This window comes from Massilia sp. 05N420, assembly GCF_056397205.1.
The window spans coordinates 25111-41972 of record NZ_JBFTMX010000046.1 but is presented as its reverse complement, the minus strand read 5'-3'; the positions used below and the strand labels follow the sequence as shown (position 1 = coordinate 41972).

Here is a 16862-nt window from a genome sequence, read left to right as displayed (position 1 = left end):
CGGGTTGGCCGGCGGGGCGCTCAGCTGGGCGGTCGAGCTGGTGGTCGGCGGCGCGCCGGTGGCGGTGCTGGCCGGCGCATTCACGACGGCGCCCGGCGCGGCGGCCGGCGCTTCGGCCTGGCTGCCGGCCGAGCCCGGCACCGAGATCAGCGGCACCGACGGGTTCTGCAGGGTCTCGGTCGAGCTGCCGCTGGCGGCATCGGCGGAAGCGCCATGCGCCGCTTCCGGCTTGGCCACGCTGCCGGATTCGGCACGCTGGCCGCCCGGGATCAGGCCGAAGTGCCAGGCCGCGCCGGCGACGGCGACCACCGCCACGGCGCCGGCGATCCAGCCCAGCGGCAGCGAGGAACGCTTGCCGTGCGAGGGGAATTTCGCCTGCGAGAACGAGGCCGGGCTCGGGCGGCGCACCGCGGCCGGGTTGGCTTCGGCCGGGGCCGGCGTGTCGATCGCGATCTGCGCGACCAGCGGCGCCGGATCGAGTTTCATCAGCTTGGCATAGGCGCGCACGAAGCCGCGCGTCACGGCCGGGCTCGGCAGCGATGCGTAATCGCCGGCCTCCAGCGCCACCACCTGGCGCACGGCCAGTTTCAGCTGGTCGGCCACCTGCTCCACGGTCCAACCCATCGCTTCGCGCTGGGCGGCCAGCACCTTGCCCGGAATCTCATGCTGGCTGGCGGGCGTCGTCGGCTCTTCTGCGCGCTCGGAACTCATCGTCGTCATCTCACTCGTTAAATGCACCGCGCTCGAACGCTGCGTACTCGGCCGAGCCGGGGAAGCGCTTGCGCAGCTGCGCCGCGAGGGTGGCTTCCGTGGCCCGGTCGCCCAGCATGTGCTTGACCCGGATGGCCAGCCACAGCACGTCGGCCGACAGCGACTCGAGCTTCGCTGCGTCCGTCAGGCGGTTGATGAAAAACCCGGCGCGGGTATAGTCGCGCCGCTCGAAATAGACCCTTGCCAGGCCGGCCTGGATGGCCGGCAGCTCGGGTTCGTAACGCAGGGCCTCGAGCAGGTAGCGTTCGGCCGTGTCGGTATTCTTCAGTTTCAGACTGCAGTTGCCCGCATTCGTCAGCGCTTTCGCGGGCGAGCGGTACTGCGGGTTCTTCAGCGCCGACTCGAACAAGCCGAGCGCCTGGTCGGGCCTGCCGCCGGCATCGCACAGGAACAGGCCGTAGTTGTTGGCCAGGTCGGGATTGCGCGGCGCCAGGCGCAGGGCATGGCGGTAGTTCTCGTCGGCCAGCGCGTTCTCGCCCATCGCCGTGTAGATCAGGGCGCGGAAGCCGTAGGCGTCGGCAAATTCGGGCGCGGCGGCGATCGCCTGCTTGACCTCGTCGAGGGCGATCTCGTACTTGCGGTCCTGGTAATAGCCGACCGCCAGCTGCAGGCGGATCTGGGCGCGCTTTTCCGCGGCGGTCTGGTCGGATGCCGTCTTGAGTTCGCGCGGCGCATCGCCGCCCGCTCCGGCGCAGCCGGCCAGCAGGGCCAACGCAAGCGCGCCGGCAATCGCGTTGACGGATGCGGCCAGCACCGGCTTCAAGAAGGGATCTCCACGATCTTGCCGAAATTCGGACCGAACTTCTGCTGGTACTCCGCCATCTTGCTCATCCGCTCGTTGACGCGGGTACGGTCCTTGACCTCGCCTGCCAACTGGCCGCAGGCGGCGTCGATGTCGTCGCCGCGGGTCTTGCGGATGGTGGTGACCAGGCCCGCGTCCATCAGGATCTGGGCGAAGGCCTTGATGCGCGGGTTCTTCGAGCGCACCAGGCCCGATTCCGGGAAGGGATTGAACGGAATCAGGTTGAACTTGCACGAGACGCCGACCACCGGATCGTTGACCAGGGCGATCAGCTCGCGCGCGTGCTCGTCGGTGTCGTTGACGCCGTCGAGCATGCAGTATTCGAAGGTGATGAAGTCGCGCGGCGCGAACTCCAGGTAGCGCTTGCACGCGGCCATCAGCTCGCGCAGCGGGTATTTCTTGTTCAGCGGGACCAGCATGTCGCGCAGCGGGTCGTTCGAGCCGTGCAGCGAGACGGCCAGCGCCACCGCGCATTCCTGGCTCAGCTTGTCCATGTTCGGCACCACGCCCGAGGTCGAGACGGTCACGCGGCGGCGCGACAGGCCGTAGGCGTTATCGTCCAGCATCAGCTTGAGCGCGGTGACGGTCGGCTCGAAGTTCAGCAGCGGCTCGCCCATGCCCATCATCACCACGTTGGTGATCTGGCGCTCGCCTTTCGGACCGCCTTCGATGCCCTTGGTCTTGCGCAGCTCGAACTCGGCCATCCACAGCTGGCCGATGATCTCGGCCACGGTCAGGTTGCGGTTGAAGCCCTGCTTGCCGGTCGAGCAGAAGCGGCAGTTGACGGCGCAGCCGGCCTGGGTGCTGATGCACAGCGTGCCGCGCGTCTCTTCCGGGATGAACACGGTCTCGACCGCGTTGCCGTTGCCGACGTCGACCAGCCATTTGCGGGTGCCGTCGCTCGAGGTGTGATCGCTGATGATGGCCGGCGCGCGGACTTCGGCACGGGTTTTCAGTTTTTCGCGCAGCGACTTGGCGAGGTCGGTCATGTCGTCGAAATTCGACACGCCGAACTGGTGGATCCAGCGCTGCAGCTGCTTGGCGCGGAATGGCTTCTCCCCCAACTCGGCGCAGTAAGCGACGAGCTGCGCGGGATCGAAGTCCAGCAGGTTGGTGAGAGTTGCCATCTTTAAATCCTGTATCTTCTAAATGAATCCCGCCCGCCGGGGCCCGCCACACAGTGGCGGGCGAGCTTGGGCGAGCGGGTTGCTACGGGTGGGTATGCAGCTTAACGCAGCAGACCGCCTGAGCGCGAAAAAAATTTCGCGTCCTTACAAACTTCCCCGCCTGCGCGGGGCAGCACCATTAACGCGAGTAGACGTTCAGCGCCGGGAAGTAGTAGGCGATTTCGACTGCGGCGGTTTCGGCAGCGTCCGAACCGTGCACGGCGTTGGCATCGATCGAGTCGGCGAAGTCGGCGCGGATGGTGCCCTTGTCGGCCTTCTTCGGGTCGGTAGCGCCCATCAGCTCGCGGTTCTTGGCAATCGCGCCTTCGCCTTCCAGCACCTGGATCATGACCGGACCCGAGATCATGAAGTCGACCAGATCCTTGAAGAACGGACGCTCCTTGTGGACGGCGTAGAAGCCTTCCGCTTCAGYGCGCGACAGCTGGGCCATGCGGGCTGCGACGATCTTCAGGCCGGCGCCTTCGAAACGGCTATAGATTTGACCGATAACGTTTTTTGCAACTGCGTCCGGCTTGATGATCGACAGGGTGCGTTCGATTGCCATATAAACTCCAATAAAAATAAAGGTTTAGATAAAGAAATTCGCGAGAACATCGGAACTCAATCAACCTTCGATTTTACCATATATCCGGAGGCTGGCCGATATTGCGAGGCCGGCATCGCCGGTGTTACAGTGGCGGTAATAAATACTCGTCCATATCGCGGCCTTAACCCGGCCTTAAGCGGCGCCCGGTAAGGTCTTTAACGGACAGGAAACGTCCTCATCTTGGACACGACAGAAGTTCTTCACCCGGAGGCAATATGATTCCCAATCTGCAGAAAACCTATGACGTCTCGGCCGGCCGCGCCGTCCGCCACCGCGTACTGCGCAATACCTACTGGCTGCTCGCGCTGTCGATGGTCCCGACCGTGTTCGGCGCTTTCATCGGCCTGACGACCCACATGCCGATCATGGGCGGCGGCCTCGGCGCCCTGCTGTTCCTGGCAGTCGCCTTCGGCTTCATCTTCGCCATCGAGAAGACCAAGAACTCGGCGGCCGGCGTGCCGGTGCTGCTCGGCTTCACTTTCTTCATGGGCCTGATGCTGACCCCGCTGCTGCGCTACACCCTGGGCTTCGCCAACGGCGGCGCCCTGATCATGGGCGCGGTCGGCGGCACCGCCGTCATCTTCGCGGGCATGGCGACCATCGCCACCGTCTCGAAGCGCGATTTCTCGGGCATGGGCAGCTGGCTGTTCGCCGGCACCATCGTGCTGATCCTGGCCTCGGTCGCCAACATCTTCCTGCAGCTGAGCGCGCTGCAGCTGGTGGTACTGGTAATGGCGATGGGTATCTTCTCGGCATGGCTGATCTATGACGTGCAGCGCGTGATCAACGGCGGCGAAACCAACTACATCAGCGCCACCCTGTCGATCTACCTGGATCTGTACAACATCTTCACGGCCCTGCTGCGACTTTTGGGCATCGGCTTCGGCAGCCGCGACTGATCGTCTTCCCGATCACCTGAAAGGAGACCGGCCCAGGGCCGGTCTTTTTTTGTACAATAGCTGGATGTCACGTAGCCTGGTCCATGTATTACTGTCGCTGCTGCTGCTCGTTTCGCAGCAGCTGTCGCTCGGCCATGCCTATTCACACTGGAACGACGTCAAGGAATCGCTGGCGCAGCAGAGCGCCTACGACCCCGACGGCAACGGCGGCAAGCCGACCAAACCGGTCCTGCACGACCAGTGCGGCCAGTGCGCGGCCAGCGCCCAGGTCGCCTTCGCACTGCCGGCCACGGTCCGGCAATTCGTTCCCGCCGAGCTCGCGTACGCGGTTCCCAGCCTCGCACCGACGCCCGGCATCTGCCTGCTGGCGGCCTGCCCCTTCCAGCAGCGCGGCCCACCCCGAGCCTGATAACGCCCTGCTTCAACCGTCCTGCCGCGCCTGCGCCCGGCAGCGCGGACCGTTATCCATTTGCTCGAGGTTTTAAACAATGAAAAAGATTCAACCGACGCTGATCGCCAGCGCGATCCTGTTCGCCTATTCCCCCGCTTTTGCTCAAGCCCAGAGCCAGGAAACGCCCGACGGCGGCCAGGCCATCAATAACGGCAAGGTCCAGCAGGTGGTGGTCACCGCCAATCCGCTGCGCAACGGCGAGGGCGACCAGATCCTGACCCCGGCCAAGGTGCTGGCCGGCGACGAACTGCGCGACAAGGTCGGCAGCTCGCTCGGCGAGACCCTGCAGAACGAGCTGGGCGTGTCCGCCTCGGCCTTCGGCGCCGGCGCCTCGCGCCCCATCATCCGCGGCATGGAAGGCTCGCGCGTGAAGATGCTGGAAAACGGCATGGCCACCTCGGACGTGTCCGGCCTGTCGAACGACCACGCGGTCGCTTCCGAAGGCGCGGTGGCGCGCCAGATCGAGATCCTGCGCGGCCCCGCCGCCCTGCTCTACGGCTCCGGCGCGATCGGCGGCCTGGTCAACGTCGTCAACGAGCGCATCCCGACCGCGCTGGAAGACAAGCCGACCGGCCAGGCCGAGACCCGCTACAGCAGCGTCGACAACGGCCGCAACGTGTCCGGCTCGATGGACGGTGCGGTCGGCCACGTCGGCATGCACATCGACGGCAACTGGCGCGACACCAACGACTACAAGATTCCCGGCAACCGCGTGCTGAACGACCCGGCGTCCACCAGCGGCCGCCTGCCGGACAGCGATACCAGCGAGCGCAGCATCGGCGCCGGCGCTTCGTATATCCGCGACTGGGGCTATGTGGGCGTGTCGGCGAACCACCTGTCGAACAACTACGGCATCCCGAGCGCGGACGGCTCGCGCATCGACCAGCGCCAGAACCGCTACGACGTCGACAGCCTGGTGCACGAGCCCTTCAGCGGCTTCGAGACGGCGCGCTTCAAGGCCGGCTTCACCGACTACCGCCACGCCGAGCTGGGCGTGAACATGGCGCCGCAAGTCATCTTCAAGAACCGCTCCTTCGAGTCGCGCCTGGAGCTGACCCACAAGCCCCTCGATGTCGGCGGCCTCGGCTTCCACGGCACCTTCGGCGTACAGACCGAGAACACCCACTTCTCGGCGCTCTCGGCGGCCGGCGGCCCGGACACCGTGCCGGTCACCCACTCGACCTCCCAGGCCGCCTTCCTGGTCGAAGAGACCGCGATCGGCCCGGTACGCGTGAACGCCGGCGCGCGCTACGAGAACGTGCGCCGCGAACCGGTCGGCAACGCCGAGCGCAGCTTCAACCTGGGTTCCGGCTCGGTCGGCGCCCTGTGGCCCTTCGTGAAAGGCTACAGCGCCGGCGCGACCCTGTCGTATGCCCAGCGCGCACCGGCCACCGACGAGCTGTACTCGGGCGGCCCGCACGACGCCACCCTCACCTTCGACGTCGGCGATGCCAACCTGAAGAAGGAAGTCTCGCGCAACATCGAACTCTCGCTGCAGAAGGACACCGGCCTGCTGCGCTGGAAGGCCAACCTGTTCCGCAACAATGTGTCCGATTTCATCTACGGCCACATCACCGGCCTCGAACTCGACGAGGAAGGCCTGCCCGGCGGCGAATTCCGCCAGCGCCTGTTCCAGCAGGCCCCTGCCCACATCCAGGGCGCGGAAGCCGAGCTGACCTGGAACGCGGTGGGCATGGGCTGGAACGGCCGCCTGTTCGCCGACGGCTCGCGTGRCAAACTCGACAACGGCGAGAACCTGCCGCTGCAGCCGGCCGACCGCATCGGCGCCAGCATCGGCTACCGCCAGGCCGACTGGCGCGCCGGACTGTCGTGGACGCATGCGCGCGGCCAGGACCGCCTGGCGGCCTTCGAGAATACGCCGACGCCGGCCTACAATCTGGTCGACGCCAACCTCTCCTACACCCAGAAGCTCGACAAGATGGACCTGACCTGGTTCGTGCTGGCGAAGAATCTGCTGAACCAGGACGTTCGCCTGTCGACTTCGCTGTTGAAGGACATTTCGCCGCTGCCGGGCCGCAACCTGGTGTTCGGCGTGCGGGCACATTTCTAAGGGAAATTTTTCTTAGTTGCCGGAAAATGTATTTTTTCTCAGCCGCGTTCCAGCTAATGCATTTGCGCATAGAATGACCACTTTCGGACTCGAAGGCGATCAGCATGGAAGCGGCTACGCGCGACTTTCATCTCCTCGACACCTCCGGCGCCGTACGCGCCGGGTACCACCTGCATGACTGGTCGGGCTCGGCGCTCGGCTGGCCCGACCATTGGGATCCGGCCCTGCGCAATGCGGTCAGCCTGATCCTGGAATCCGAATTTCCGATGTACATCGCATGGGGCCCACGCCTCATCATGCTGTACAACGCGGCCTATATTTCGCTGCTGGACGGCAGGCATCCGTCCACGCTGGGCGCACCGCTGCTCGAGGTCTGGCCCGATCAATGGCCGGCCATCAAGCCGTTGGCCGAACGCGCCCTCGGCGGCCATTCCACCTACGGCGAAGACCTGCCGCTGACGATCCGGCGCGCCGGCAAGCCCTACCGCGGCTGGTTCACGCTCGCCTATTCCCCCGTGCGCGACGGTGCCGGCGCGGTGCGCGGCTTCCTATGCGTGATCAGCGAGACCACGCCGCGCGTGCAGCTGGAAYGCCGCCACGCGGTGCAGCTGCAGGTGGTCGACAGCCTGCGCCGCCTGCACCACCCCTCCGATATCGTCGAGTGCGCCTGCGCGATGCTCGGCAAGCACCTCGAGCTCGACCACGCCTGCTATGTCGAAGGCGACGGCACCGGGGCCGGCTTCGAGGTCGTGCACGACTGGGCCCGCGACGGCGCCTCCGCGCTCGGCGGCAGGCGCGCCCGCATCCGCGATTTCGGCCCGGCCGCGCTGGCCCTGCTGCGCACCGGCGCGCCGCTGGCGATCCGCGACACCACCAGCGACCCGCGCGTGCCCGAGAGCGGGGCGCGCTACGCGGCCGCCGGCGCGCGCGCGATCCTGGCGCTGCCGCGCCTGCGCCGCGGCCAACTGCAGGCGGCCCTGGTCGGCTATTCCTCCAGCGAGCGCGGCTGGGACGAGGAAGAATGCAAGCTGGCCGCCGACATCGCCGAGCGCAGCTGGGAAGCGCTGGACCGCATGTCGGCCGAGCAGGCCCTGCGCAACGCGGTGGCGCGCCAGACCACGCTGCTGGACATGAACGAGTTCCGGCTCGAGCTGGCCGACCTGCTGCGGCGCCTCGACGACCCGGGCCAGATCTTCGTCCAGACCAGCGCCATGCTGGGCCGCTTCCTGCAGGCCAGCCGGGTGCTGTACGGCGACTACGACGCCGACCGCCAGCTCGTCACCTTCCATTCGAACTATACCGACGGCATCGTCCCCGAACTCAGCGGCACGTTTCCGGCAGCCCTGTTCGGCGCCGCCAACTTCGCCCCGCTGGTGCAGGGATCGACCATGGTGGCGAGCGACGTGCAGCGCGACCCGCGCACCGGCGGAGCGGACACCTGGCCCACCTACGCGTCGCTGCAGATCCGTTCGGCCGTGGTGGTGCCGGTGCACCGCAACGGCGCCCTGACCACCTGCCTGTTCATTAACGACAACCTGCCGCGGGTCTGGAGCGCCGACATCGTGCGCCTGATCGAGGACGTGGCCGAACGCTCCTGGAGCGCGCTCGAGCGCGTGCGCGCCGAGGAGGCGCTGCGCCTGGCCGACCGCCGCAAGGACGAGTTCCTGGCGATGCTGGCGCACGAACTGAGGAATCCGCTGGCGCCGATCTCGGCCGCCGCCCAGCTGCTGAACATGGGGCCGCCCGACAGCGGCCGCGTGGAGCGCACCAGCGCCATCATCGCGCGCCAGGTGGCGCACATGACCGAACTGATCGACGACCTGCTGGACGTCTCGCGCGTGACCCGCGGCCTGGTGGTGCTGGCGCGCGACCAGGTCGACCTGCGCTGCGTGATCGACGACGCGGTCGAGCAGGTGCGCCCGCTGATCGAGGCGCGCCGCCACCGGCTGACGCTCGACCTGGCGCCGGACACCGGCCCCGCCTTCGTCGAAGGCGATACCAAGCGCCTGGTGCAGGTGCTGGCCAACCTGCTCAACAACGCCGCCAAGTACACGCCCGAAGGCGGTGTGGTCGGCGTGTGGATGGGCGCCTCCGCCGAGCACGTGCTGGTCAGCGTGAAGGACAACGGCATCGGCATCCCGGCCGACCTGCTGCCGACCGTGTTCGACCTGTTCTCCCAGGCCGAGCGCACGCCGGACCGCTCCCAGGGCGGCCTGGGCCTGGGCCTGGCGCTGGTGAAGAGCCTGGTCGAACTGCACGGCGGCATGGTGACCGCCAGCAGCGAGGGCCGCAATATGGGCACGGAATTCACGGTGCGGCTGCCGCGCCTGCAATGCAAGGAATCGCCTGCGGGCGAGCTGCCCGGCGTGCCCGCCGCGGCCGGCGACGACGAGGCGCGCGGCCTGAGGCTGATGCTGGTGGACGACAACGAGGACGCGGCCATGACCCTGGGCCTGCTGCTGGAATCGAGCGGCCACGCGGTAACGGTGATGCACGACCCGCTGGAAGCGCTGGTACGCGCCGGTGACGAACGCTTCGACGCCTTCCTGCTCGACATCGGCCTGCCGGGCATGAGCGGCGTCGAACTGGCACGCCGCCTGCGCCGGGTGCCGGGCAACGAGCACGTGGTGCTGATGGCGATTTCCGGCTACGGCCAGCAGTCGGACCGCGAGGATGCCGAGGGGGCGGGGTTCGACCGCTACTTCGTCAAGCCGGTGGATGCGGAGGAGTTGCTGGGGGCCTTGGGTGGGGTGACGGCGAGGCGCTGATCCGTCGATCGTCGCGCGCAACCACCGTCGTTCCCGCGCAGGCGGGAACCCAGGTTTGCGTGCGTAGCCAAGAAAAGCGCACGTAGCCCGCGACGGACTTGGGTCCCCGCCTTCGCGGGGACGACCTTGGTTCAGGCTTCCGGCTGAGCCGCCTGCGCAGCCTACTCAGCTACCTGAAACTCCCGCGGCACAAAATCCTCGACCAGATCGAACACCCCGATCGACTCCACGTGAGACGTATGCGGGAACATGTTCGCCACCCCCGCCTTGCTCATCTTGTAGCCCGCGCGGTGGGTCAGGATGCCGGCGTCGCGCGCCAGGGTCGACGGGCTGCATGACACGTACACGATCCGCTTCGGCATCAGCTCCGGATGCGTCAGGCGCAGCTCGGCCAGGGCGATGGCCAGCGCTACCGCGCCGTCGCGCGGCGGGTCGACCAGCATGCGGTCGAACTTGCCCAGCGCGACCAGGTCGTCCCTGGTGACTTCGAACAGGTTGCGGGTCGAGAAGCTGGTCTTCGCGTCCAGGCCGTTGGCGCGGGCGTTCTCCAGCGCGCGGGTGGTCAGCGCGGTGCTGCCTTCGATGCCGACCACTTCGCGCGCCTGGGTCGCCAGCGGCAGCGTGAAGTTGCCGAGGCCGCAGAACAGGTCGGCCACGCGGTCTTCCTTCTGCACGTCGAGCAGGGTCAGGGCCTTGTGCACCAGCAGGCGGTTGACCTGGTGGTTCACCTGGGTGAAGTCGGTCGGCTTGAACGGCATGCGGATGCCGAATTCCGGCAGCGTGTAGTACAGCTCTTTCTTCTTCGGATAATAGGGATAGGCGGTGTCCGGCCCTTTCGGCTGCAGCCACCATTCGACGTTCCACTGGTCGGCGAAGGCCTTGACCAGCTTTTCGTCGTTGGCGTCGAGCGGCGCCATGATGCGCAGCACCAGCACGGTGCTCTCTTCGCCCACGGCAAGCTCGATCTGCGGCATCTGCTGGTAGATCGACAGCGAAGCGATCAGCTCGCGCAGCGGCACCAGCATCTTCGACACATGCGGCGGCACGATCTCGCAGCTGGTCATGTCGGCCACGTAGCTCGAATGGCGTTCGTGGAATCCGACCAGCATGCCGCCCTTCTTCGCCACGTGACGTACCGACAGGCGGGCGCGGTAGCGGTAGCCCCAGGTCGGGCCGTACATCGGGCGCATGATGTTCTCGGCCCTGGTCTTGCCGATGTGCCAGAGATTATCTTCGAGCACGCGCTGCTTCATCGCCACCTGGGCGCTCGGCTCCAGATGCTGCATCGAACAGCCGCCGCAATGCCAGAAGTGCGGGCACTTCGGCTCGACCCGCATCGACGAGGCCTTCTGCAGGGTGACCATGCGGCCCGATTCCCAGTTCTTCTTCTTGCGCAGGGTCTCGAAGCTGACCGTCTCGCCAGGCAGCGCGCCTTCGACGAAGATCACCTTGCCCGGTGTGCCGTCCTCGTTCTCCAGGTGGCCGACGCCGCGCGCGTCCATGTCGAGGGATTTGATGTTGATGAAGGTTTCTTGCATGGGGATGGAAGAGAGCAAAGTGCAACGTCGTCCCCGTGAAAACGGGGACCCATACTGAGCAACCGCAGTCGATACGCCGGCATCACGGCTTCGTGACATTCAGCATGGGTTCCCGCCTTCGCGGGAACGACGGGAACACGGCCGCCGGCAGTTCAGGGAAAGCCGGACATCATAGCAAGGAATCGCGCACCACGCCACGGGCGGCCATGGCCCGCTTCAGCTTGACGAGGGCTTCCTGCTGGATCTGGCGCACCCGTTCGCGCGTCACGCCCATCTCTTCGGCCAGGGTTTCCAGGGTCGCGGGGTCGTCGTTGTCGAGGCCGAAGCGGCGCATCACGACCACGCGCTGCTTGTCCGGCAGCTTCTGCAGCCAGTCGCGCACCAGCACGGTCATCTCGTGGTGTTCGGCGCGGGCGTCGGGGCTGACGTCGCCCTCGTCCGGCAGCATGTCCATCAGGCTGGTCTGGGGATCGTTGTCGAGCGGGGCGTCGAGCGAGGCCGCGTGCTCGGACAGCGCCAGGATGTCCTGCACCTCTTCCACCGGGCGGCCGACCAGGCTGGCAATGTCCTCGGCGCTGGCCTCCTTGCCGTCGTGGTGCTGGGCTTCGAGGTGGTATTTGGCGCGCAGCACCTGGTTCAGTTCGCGCACCATGTGCACCGGCAGGCGCACCGTACGGGCCTGGTTCATGATGGCGCGTTCGATGCTCTGGCGGATCCACCAGGTCGCGTAGGTCGAGAAGCGGAAACCGCGCTCCGGCTCGAACTTGTCGATCGCGCGCATCAGGCCGATGTTGCCCTCCTCGATCAGGTCGAGCAGGACCACGCCGCGGTTGATGTAGTGCTTGGCGATCGAGACCACGAGACGCAGGTTGTGTTCGATCATTTTTTGCCGCGCGGCAAAATCTCCGGCCTTGGCCAGGGTCGCGTAATGCACCTCCTGCTCGGCGCCGAGCAGGGGCTTGGCGCCGATCCGGTTCAGGTAGTGCTGGGTGGTATCGGTGGAGAGTTCGGCCTGCAGCACGCTCTTGAGCTCGTCCGTCGTGTCGGCCGGCGCCGCTGCCGGCCCTTCGGCCCGCATGCCGGGGTGTTCGTCGCCCTCGGCGCCGAAATCGCTGTCGCCCAGCGCTTCCTCCGGCACCTCTTCCGGCGCATTGTCCGGCATTTCCTGGTCCATCGGGTTGGGCGGCAGCGTCATTGGTCCTCGCTAACGACTGGGCAGGAACTTCGACGGGTCGACCGGCTTGCCCTGCTGGCGTATCTCGAAATGCAATTTGACCGTGTCGGCATCGGAATCGCCCATCTCGGCGATCACCTGGCCCTTGGTCACGCTCTGACCTTCCTTGACCACGATCGTACGATTGTGCGCATACGCCGACAGCAGGCTGTTGCTGTGCTTAACAATCACGAGATTACCATATCCGCGGATACCACTGCCCGCGTACATCACCTTCCCGGAACCGGCCGCCATCACCTGCTGGCCCAGCTTGCCGGCGATATCGATGCCCTTGTTCTTGCCTTCGTCGAAAGTCGCGATGATCTTGCCGTCGGACGGCCACATCCAGCTCAGCTTCTCGTCGTCGCTGGCGGTGACGGTGCTTCCGGTCACCGGGCCGGACGGACGCTCGGCCGCCTTCGGATTCACGCCCGGATTGTCGTCCTTGGCATCGGCCAGGCCGCCTTCGCTGTAGGCCTTCTTGTCGCCGCGCGGGGCGGTCTTCTTCGGCGGCGCCGGGGTCTTGTCGGCGCCCGGCATGGTGATCGGGTTGGTGCCGGCGATGGCGCTGCCGTTGCGGTCCTGGGGCGTCACGCGCAGCACCTGGCCGACCTTGATGTCGTCCGGATCGGCCAGGTTGTTCCAGGCGACCAGGTCGCGGTAGTTCTGGCCGAAGTCGAGCGCGATGCGCAGCAGGGTGTCGCCCTTGCGCACGGTATAGGTGCCGCGGGCGTCGGCCTTCGGTTCGTCGGAGGCCGGCGCCGGCGGGGTTGCCGGATGCGGACGCGGATTCTTGTTGGCGGCGACCGGGGCCGGACGGTCGATCACGGGCGCCTGGCGGGTTTCGGTGCTGCAGGCGCTCAGCACGATACTGACGGTCAGCAGGGCTAGGCGGGTTGTTGGTTTCATTCTCATCTAATTCTGTTACGACTTTCTGGCATTCTCATACGATGCCTGGCCGCAGCGGGACAAAATGGCAGGCTTCCAGCGTCTCGCTGGCCCATTCCGATGTGCCGGTGCGGGTGATGCGCTGCAGGTGCTGGACCTGCGCGCCGACGGGCGCCACCAGACAGGCGCCGATGGCCAGCTGCTCGAGCAGTGCGCGGGGCACCTCGAGACCGGCCGCCGCCAGGATGATGCCATTAAAGGGAGCAACCTGCGGGAGCCCAAGCATACCATCTCCATAGTGCAAGCGCAGATTAGGGATGCGCAAGGGCCGCAGATTGGCCTTGGCCAGCTCGTGCAGCGGCTTGATGCGCTCGATCGAATACACCTCCTGGGCCACGCAGGACAGGACCGCCGCCTGGTAGCCGCAGCCGGTGCCGATCTCGAGTATGCGGCGCAGCGGCTGGCCGCTACCTTTGAGCAACTCGATCATGCGGGCGACGATGTACGGCTGCGAAATCGTCTGATTATGGCCGATCGGCAGCGAAACGTCCGCATAAGCCTGGCCCATCAGGGCCGGCTCGATGAACATATGGCGCGGCATGGTTTCCAGCGCGGCCAGCACCTGCCGGTCCTTGACGCCCTGGCGCGCGACGTGGCCCGCCATCGCCCGCCGCGGCGCTTCGGTGGCGGCGAGGTCGGAGCGCGCCAGCGGCTGCTGGGGCGTGGCCTGGGGCGCGGTGCCTGCCTGGGCCGGACGCGCGGGCGCCGGCGCCGGGCGCGTCTGGGCCTGGCTGGTGCGGGCATTCTGGGTGGCCGTCTGCGGCGTCGCCATCGGCCCCGGCGCCACCGGCTTGCGGGCCGCGGGGCTGGTCACGGAAGACAGCGGCAGGGGGAAATTGCTGCGCTTTTCACTCATTCCAGCCATCCTCGCAGCGCGGCCAGTTGTTCGCGGTGGGTCAGGTCCACCTGCAGGGGCGTGATCGACACCCGTCCCTGGCTGGTGGCAAAGAAATCGGTACCCTCGCCGGCATCGCGGCAGGCGCCCGGCGCGCCGATCCAGAAGATCTCGCGGCCGCGCGGATCCTGGCCGCGGATCACGGGCTCGGCCTGGTGGCGGCGTCCCAGGCGGGTCGCGGTCAGCGGCCCCATCTGCTCATACGGCAGGTTCGGGATGTTCACGTTCAGCAGGAAGGGGGCTTCGAGGGTCTCGAAGCGGCGCAGCACGATGTCGCGTGCCACGCGCGCGGCCGACTCGACTTCGGACCAGCCGGAGTGGACCTGGGAAAAGGCGATCGCCGGGATACCGAACAGATAAGCCTCGGTCGCGRCCGCCACGGTGCCGGAATACAGGGTGTCGTCGCCCATGTTCTGGCCGTTGTTGATGCCGGAAACGACCAGGTCCGGACGCTGGTCCAGCATCCCGGTCAGTGCGATGTGCACGCAGTCCGTCGGGGTGCCGTTGACAAAATAGAAACCGTTCGCAGCTTTCGACACCGACAGCGGCCGGTCGAGCGACAGCGAGTTGGACGCGCCCGAGCGATTGCTGTCGGGAGCGACCACCACGATGTCGGCAATGCCGGCGAGCGCATCGGCCAGCGCCTGGATGCCAGGCGCGAGATAGCCGTCGTCGTTACTGATAAGGATTCGCATGCGTGCGATTTTACCCGAAGCAACGGGGGTATCGACGACCGCGGCTGCACATTTATTGCTCATCGGGATGCACGCGGCGGCGGCGGCCCGGCGCCGGCGCGGCTTGCCGTCGCGCAAGCGCCACAACCGCGCCCGGCCGGCCCGGCCGCGGACCCGCTCGCGGACCCGGTGGCGGACTCAGTGACGGACAGGTCGCCTGCCCTCTTCCATCGCATGCAGTCCCTCTTCCAGCGCGATCACATGCTGCTCGAAGCGGCGCGCCGCTTCCAGTTCGTCGCCCTGCTGGCCCAGGTAGAGCTGGCCCAGGCGCGCCAGTTCGCGCGCCAGCGGCGCCGCCTGGGTATCGCCGGCGCGCTCGCGCAGGGCCTCGACCGCCTGCACCAGGCGCACCTCGGCCAGCGGCCGCCACGGAACATGGCCCGGCTCCATCCACTCGAGCAGGGTCTCGATGCTGCGCACCGGGCCCAGCCGGTCGCGTTCGGCGCCGCGCCCGGCGAACAGGCGGGCCTCGCCCAGGCTGGCGGACGGCAGCTGCACCTCGTCGAGATAGCTGTCGAGCGCGACGCCGTCGAGGCCGTAGCACTCGCCCAGCAGCTTTTCGAGCGCCGCCTGGTAGCCGGCGCCGTCCTGGCGGGCATCGCCATGGCGCCAGCCGAGGCGTTCCTCGACGCCGCCGTCCGGCGGGCTGGGCAGCGGGTAAACCATCAGCGGACGCTGCTCGTCCTCGTGGCTGCAGCGGTAGTCGAGGGCGCGCCGCACCACGCCCTCCAGGCCTTCCAGGCTGCGCGGCTCGGGCGTGAACAGCCCGACCATCCTGTCGGGCAGCAGCGCGGTGCAGACGCTGGTGGCGGCCGAGCGGCCGCTGCGGCAATCCACCAGCACGTGGGCAAAGCGTCGCGTCAGGTGGGCGGCGAAGCCGCGGAACAGGGCCGGGCAGGCGCAGAACAGCGCGTCCCAGTCGAGCCGGTCGACCCGTTCGCCGTAGCTGTCGTCGAAGCGGCCGGCGCGCATCAGGTACAAGGGGCGGCTGTCGTCGACTCTTTCGAGGTAGCTGTCCCAGTCGAGGCCGTCGAGCACGCGCTCGGCCAGCTCGCGGGCCTCGTCGGACGGCGCTCGCCCGAGAACGCGCAGCTGCTCGCGGCACGCTTCGAACAGCTCGAGTACGCCATGGCGTTCGTGGTGCGGCCGGCCGCCGGAAAAATAGTGGTGCAGGCCCGGCGCTTCGAGGTCCCAGTCGATCATCAGCACAGGTGTTTTTGCATGATTTCTTCCAGACAATAGCCATGCGGCATGAGCAAGCGCGCGACTACGCGCGTCCGCGCCATCATAGGCGTAAAACGTCGTCACCTCGCCGGCCACGGCCGGCGCAGCGGTGATGCGGTTGGTATCCATGTTTCTCCTCATTTTTTGGGGAAGGTGATATCCGTGATCTCGCGCCATGGGGGTGGGACATCGGGGAGCATGAAATGGTTGCAGTCATGCTCCTGCGGCATGTGTTTTTTCAGGCACTGGTAATGCGCGACAATGCGCCGGACCATCTTGTCGATGTCGGGCAGGAAGTCGGGATTCGATTTCAGGTCGCCGGTCGCCATCGTGAAGCGGGAGAAATCGACGTAGAAGCTGGATTCCATGATCTGCCGGGGCAATTGCTCCGGATGCTGGGTCATGATGACGGGAATGATCAGGTGGCTGGGCAGCGCATACCACTTGCCGCGCTCGATCTCCAGCTGGCGCATGGCGGCGTACTCGCGCCGCGTGTAGGCGTGGGCTTCGTATTTCGGGGTGTAAATCAGGATCATGCAGACGCTCTCGCACATCGCGCGAGCGATCTTGCGGTCGAGGTCGTCGCCGCCGCCAAGCTGTTCGGTATCGACGAAGAGTTCATCTTCGTTGTCGAAGTAGGGTTCCAGATAGCAGCGCAAGGCGTCCACCAGGGTGGCCTTGAAGCGCTGCATGAGCTCGTGCCGCCCATGGGCATAGCTGAAGAAACAGCCGTAACGGATCGACATTCCCTATTCCCTTTCATCGCCGCCACCGG

Annotated in this window: 15 protein-coding genes; 4 read left to right on the top strand and 11 right to left on the bottom strand. The window is 66.9% G+C overall.

Annotated elements, in window-relative coordinates:
* From AC1DIX_RS23350 to ndk, 4 genes are all read right to left on the bottom strand, one after another.
* A partial coding sequence (locus AC1DIX_RS23350) for a helix-turn-helix domain-containing protein (RefSeq protein ID WP_477327790.1) occupies positions 1-720 on the bottom strand: 720 nt, incomplete at its 3' end.
* A gap of 1 nt (position 721) precedes the next feature.
* Positions 722-1534 carry a type IV pilus biogenesis/stability protein PilW gene (gene pilW / locus AC1DIX_RS23345; protein ID WP_477327788.1) on the bottom strand — a complete coding sequence of 271 codons (813 nt, stop codon included), beginning with the start codon at positions 1532-1534 and terminating at the stop codon, positions 722-724.
* Positions 1531-2700: a dual-specificity RNA methyltransferase RlmN gene (gene rlmN, locus AC1DIX_RS23340; protein ID WP_477327786.1), complete on the bottom strand. Its 1170-nt coding sequence runs from the start codon at positions 2698-2700 to the stop codon at positions 1531-1533. The genes pilW and rlmN overlap by 4 nt, the downstream gene beginning before the upstream one ends.
* A gap of 178 nt (positions 2701-2878) precedes the next feature.
* Positions 2879-3304 (bottom strand): nucleoside-diphosphate kinase, encoded by a 426-nt coding sequence (ndk, locus tag AC1DIX_RS23335; RefSeq protein ID WP_477327784.1) that lies wholly within the window; start codon positions 3302-3304, stop codon positions 2879-2881.
* Positions 3305-3561: 257 nt separating this feature from the next.
* Between ndk and AC1DIX_RS23330 the strand changes: the two genes are divergently transcribed.
* The 4 genes from AC1DIX_RS23330 to AC1DIX_RS23315 all read left to right on the top strand — a co-directional run bounded on the left by AC1DIX_RS23330 (position 3562) and on the right by AC1DIX_RS23315 (position 9535).
* Positions 3562-4245, top strand: a complete 684-nt coding sequence (locus AC1DIX_RS23330; protein ID WP_442121890.1) for a Bax inhibitor-1/YccA family protein — start codon at positions 3562-3564, stop codon at positions 4243-4245.
* A gap of 64 nt (positions 4246-4309) precedes the next feature.
* Positions 4310-4654, top strand: coding sequence for a DUF2946 family protein (locus AC1DIX_RS23325; protein ID WP_442121891.1), 345 nt, complete (start codon positions 4310-4312; stop codon positions 4652-4654).
* A 79-nt stretch (positions 4655-4733) separates the two neighbouring features.
* Positions 4734-6767, top strand: a complete 2034-nt coding sequence (locus AC1DIX_RS23320) for a TonB-dependent receptor (protein ID WP_477327782.1) — start codon at positions 4734-4736, stop codon at positions 6765-6767.
* 104 nt (positions 6768-6871) lie between these two features.
* Positions 6872-9535: a hybrid sensor histidine kinase/response regulator gene (locus AC1DIX_RS23315; RefSeq protein WP_477327780.1), complete on the top strand. Its 2664-nt coding sequence runs from the start codon at positions 6872-6874 to the stop codon at positions 9533-9535.
* Between the two features lie 161 nt (positions 9536-9696).
* On the opposite strand, the gene rlmD is transcribed toward AC1DIX_RS23315, so the two are convergent.
* From rlmD to AC1DIX_RS23280, 7 genes are all read right to left on the bottom strand, one after another.
* Positions 9697-11073, bottom strand: a complete 1377-nt coding sequence (gene rlmD / locus AC1DIX_RS23310; protein WP_477327778.1) for a 23S rRNA (uracil(1939)-C(5))-methyltransferase RlmD — start codon at positions 11071-11073, stop codon at positions 9697-9699.
* 169 nt (positions 11074-11242) lie between these two features.
* Positions 11243-12268, bottom strand: coding sequence for an RNA polymerase sigma factor RpoS (rpoS, locus tag AC1DIX_RS23305; protein ID WP_442121895.1), 1026 nt, complete (start codon positions 12266-12268; stop codon positions 11243-11245).
* Between the two features lie 9 nt (positions 12269-12277).
* Positions 12278-13195 (bottom strand): peptidoglycan DD-metalloendopeptidase family protein, encoded by a 918-nt coding sequence (locus AC1DIX_RS23300; RefSeq protein WP_442121896.1) that lies wholly within the window; start codon positions 13193-13195, stop codon positions 12278-12280.
* Between the two features lie 34 nt (positions 13196-13229).
* Positions 13230-14090: a protein-L-isoaspartate(D-aspartate) O-methyltransferase gene (locus tag AC1DIX_RS23295; protein ID WP_477327776.1), complete on the bottom strand. Its 861-nt coding sequence runs from the start codon at positions 14088-14090 to the stop codon at positions 13230-13232.
* On the bottom strand, positions 14087-14824 hold the full coding sequence (gene surE / locus AC1DIX_RS23290; RefSeq protein ID WP_477327774.1) for a 5'/3'-nucleotidase SurE: 738 nt from the start codon (positions 14822-14824) through the stop codon (positions 14087-14089). The genes AC1DIX_RS23295 and surE overlap by 4 nt, the downstream gene beginning before the upstream one ends.
* Before the next feature lie 177 nt (positions 14825-15001).
* On the bottom strand, positions 15002-16216 hold the full coding sequence (locus tag AC1DIX_RS23285; RefSeq protein ID WP_477327772.1) for a hypothetical protein: 1215 nt from the start codon (positions 16214-16216) through the stop codon (positions 15002-15004).
* Positions 16217-16224: 8 nt separating this feature from the next.
* Positions 16225-16833: a toll/interleukin-1 receptor domain-containing protein gene (locus tag AC1DIX_RS23280; RefSeq protein WP_442121900.1), complete on the bottom strand. Its 609-nt coding sequence runs from the start codon at positions 16831-16833 to the stop codon at positions 16225-16227.
* Between the last annotated feature and the right edge of the window lie 29 nt (positions 16834-16862).

Bases quoted from the DNA above. Each gene is read 5' to 3' on its own strand.
- rlmN (WP_477327786.1), bottom strand. From the start codon at position 2,700: ATGGCAACTCTCACCAACCTGCTGGACTTCGATCCCGCGCAGCTCGTC.
- AC1DIX_RS23330 (WP_442121890.1), top strand. From the start codon at position 3,562: ATGATTCCCAATCTGCAGAAAACCTATGACGTCTCGGCCGGCCGCGCC.
- AC1DIX_RS23325 (WP_442121891.1), top strand. From the start codon at position 4,310: ATGTCACGTAGCCTGGTCCATGTATTACTGTCGCTGCTGCTGCTCGTT.
- rlmD (WP_477327778.1), bottom strand. From the start codon at position 11,073: ATGCAAGAAACCTTCATCAACATCAAATCCCTCGACATGGACGCGCGC.
- rpoS (WP_442121895.1), bottom strand. From the start codon at position 12,268: ATGACGCTGCCGCCCAACCCGATGGACCAGGAAATGCCGGACAATGCG.
- AC1DIX_RS23300 (WP_442121896.1), bottom strand. From the start codon at position 13,195: ATGAAACCAACAACCCGCCTAGCCCTGCTGACCGTCAGTATCGTGCTG.
- AC1DIX_RS23295 (WP_477327776.1), bottom strand. From the start codon at position 14,090: ATGAGTGAAAAGCGCAGCAATTTCCCCCTGCCGCTGTCTTCCGTGACC.
- AC1DIX_RS23285 (WP_477327772.1), bottom strand. From the start codon at position 16,216: ATGGATACCAACCGCATCACCGCTGCGCCGGCCGTGGCCGGCGAGGTG.
- AC1DIX_RS23280 (WP_442121900.1), bottom strand. From the start codon at position 16,833: ATGTCGATCCGTTACGGCTGTTTCTTCAGCTATGCCCATGGGCGGCAC.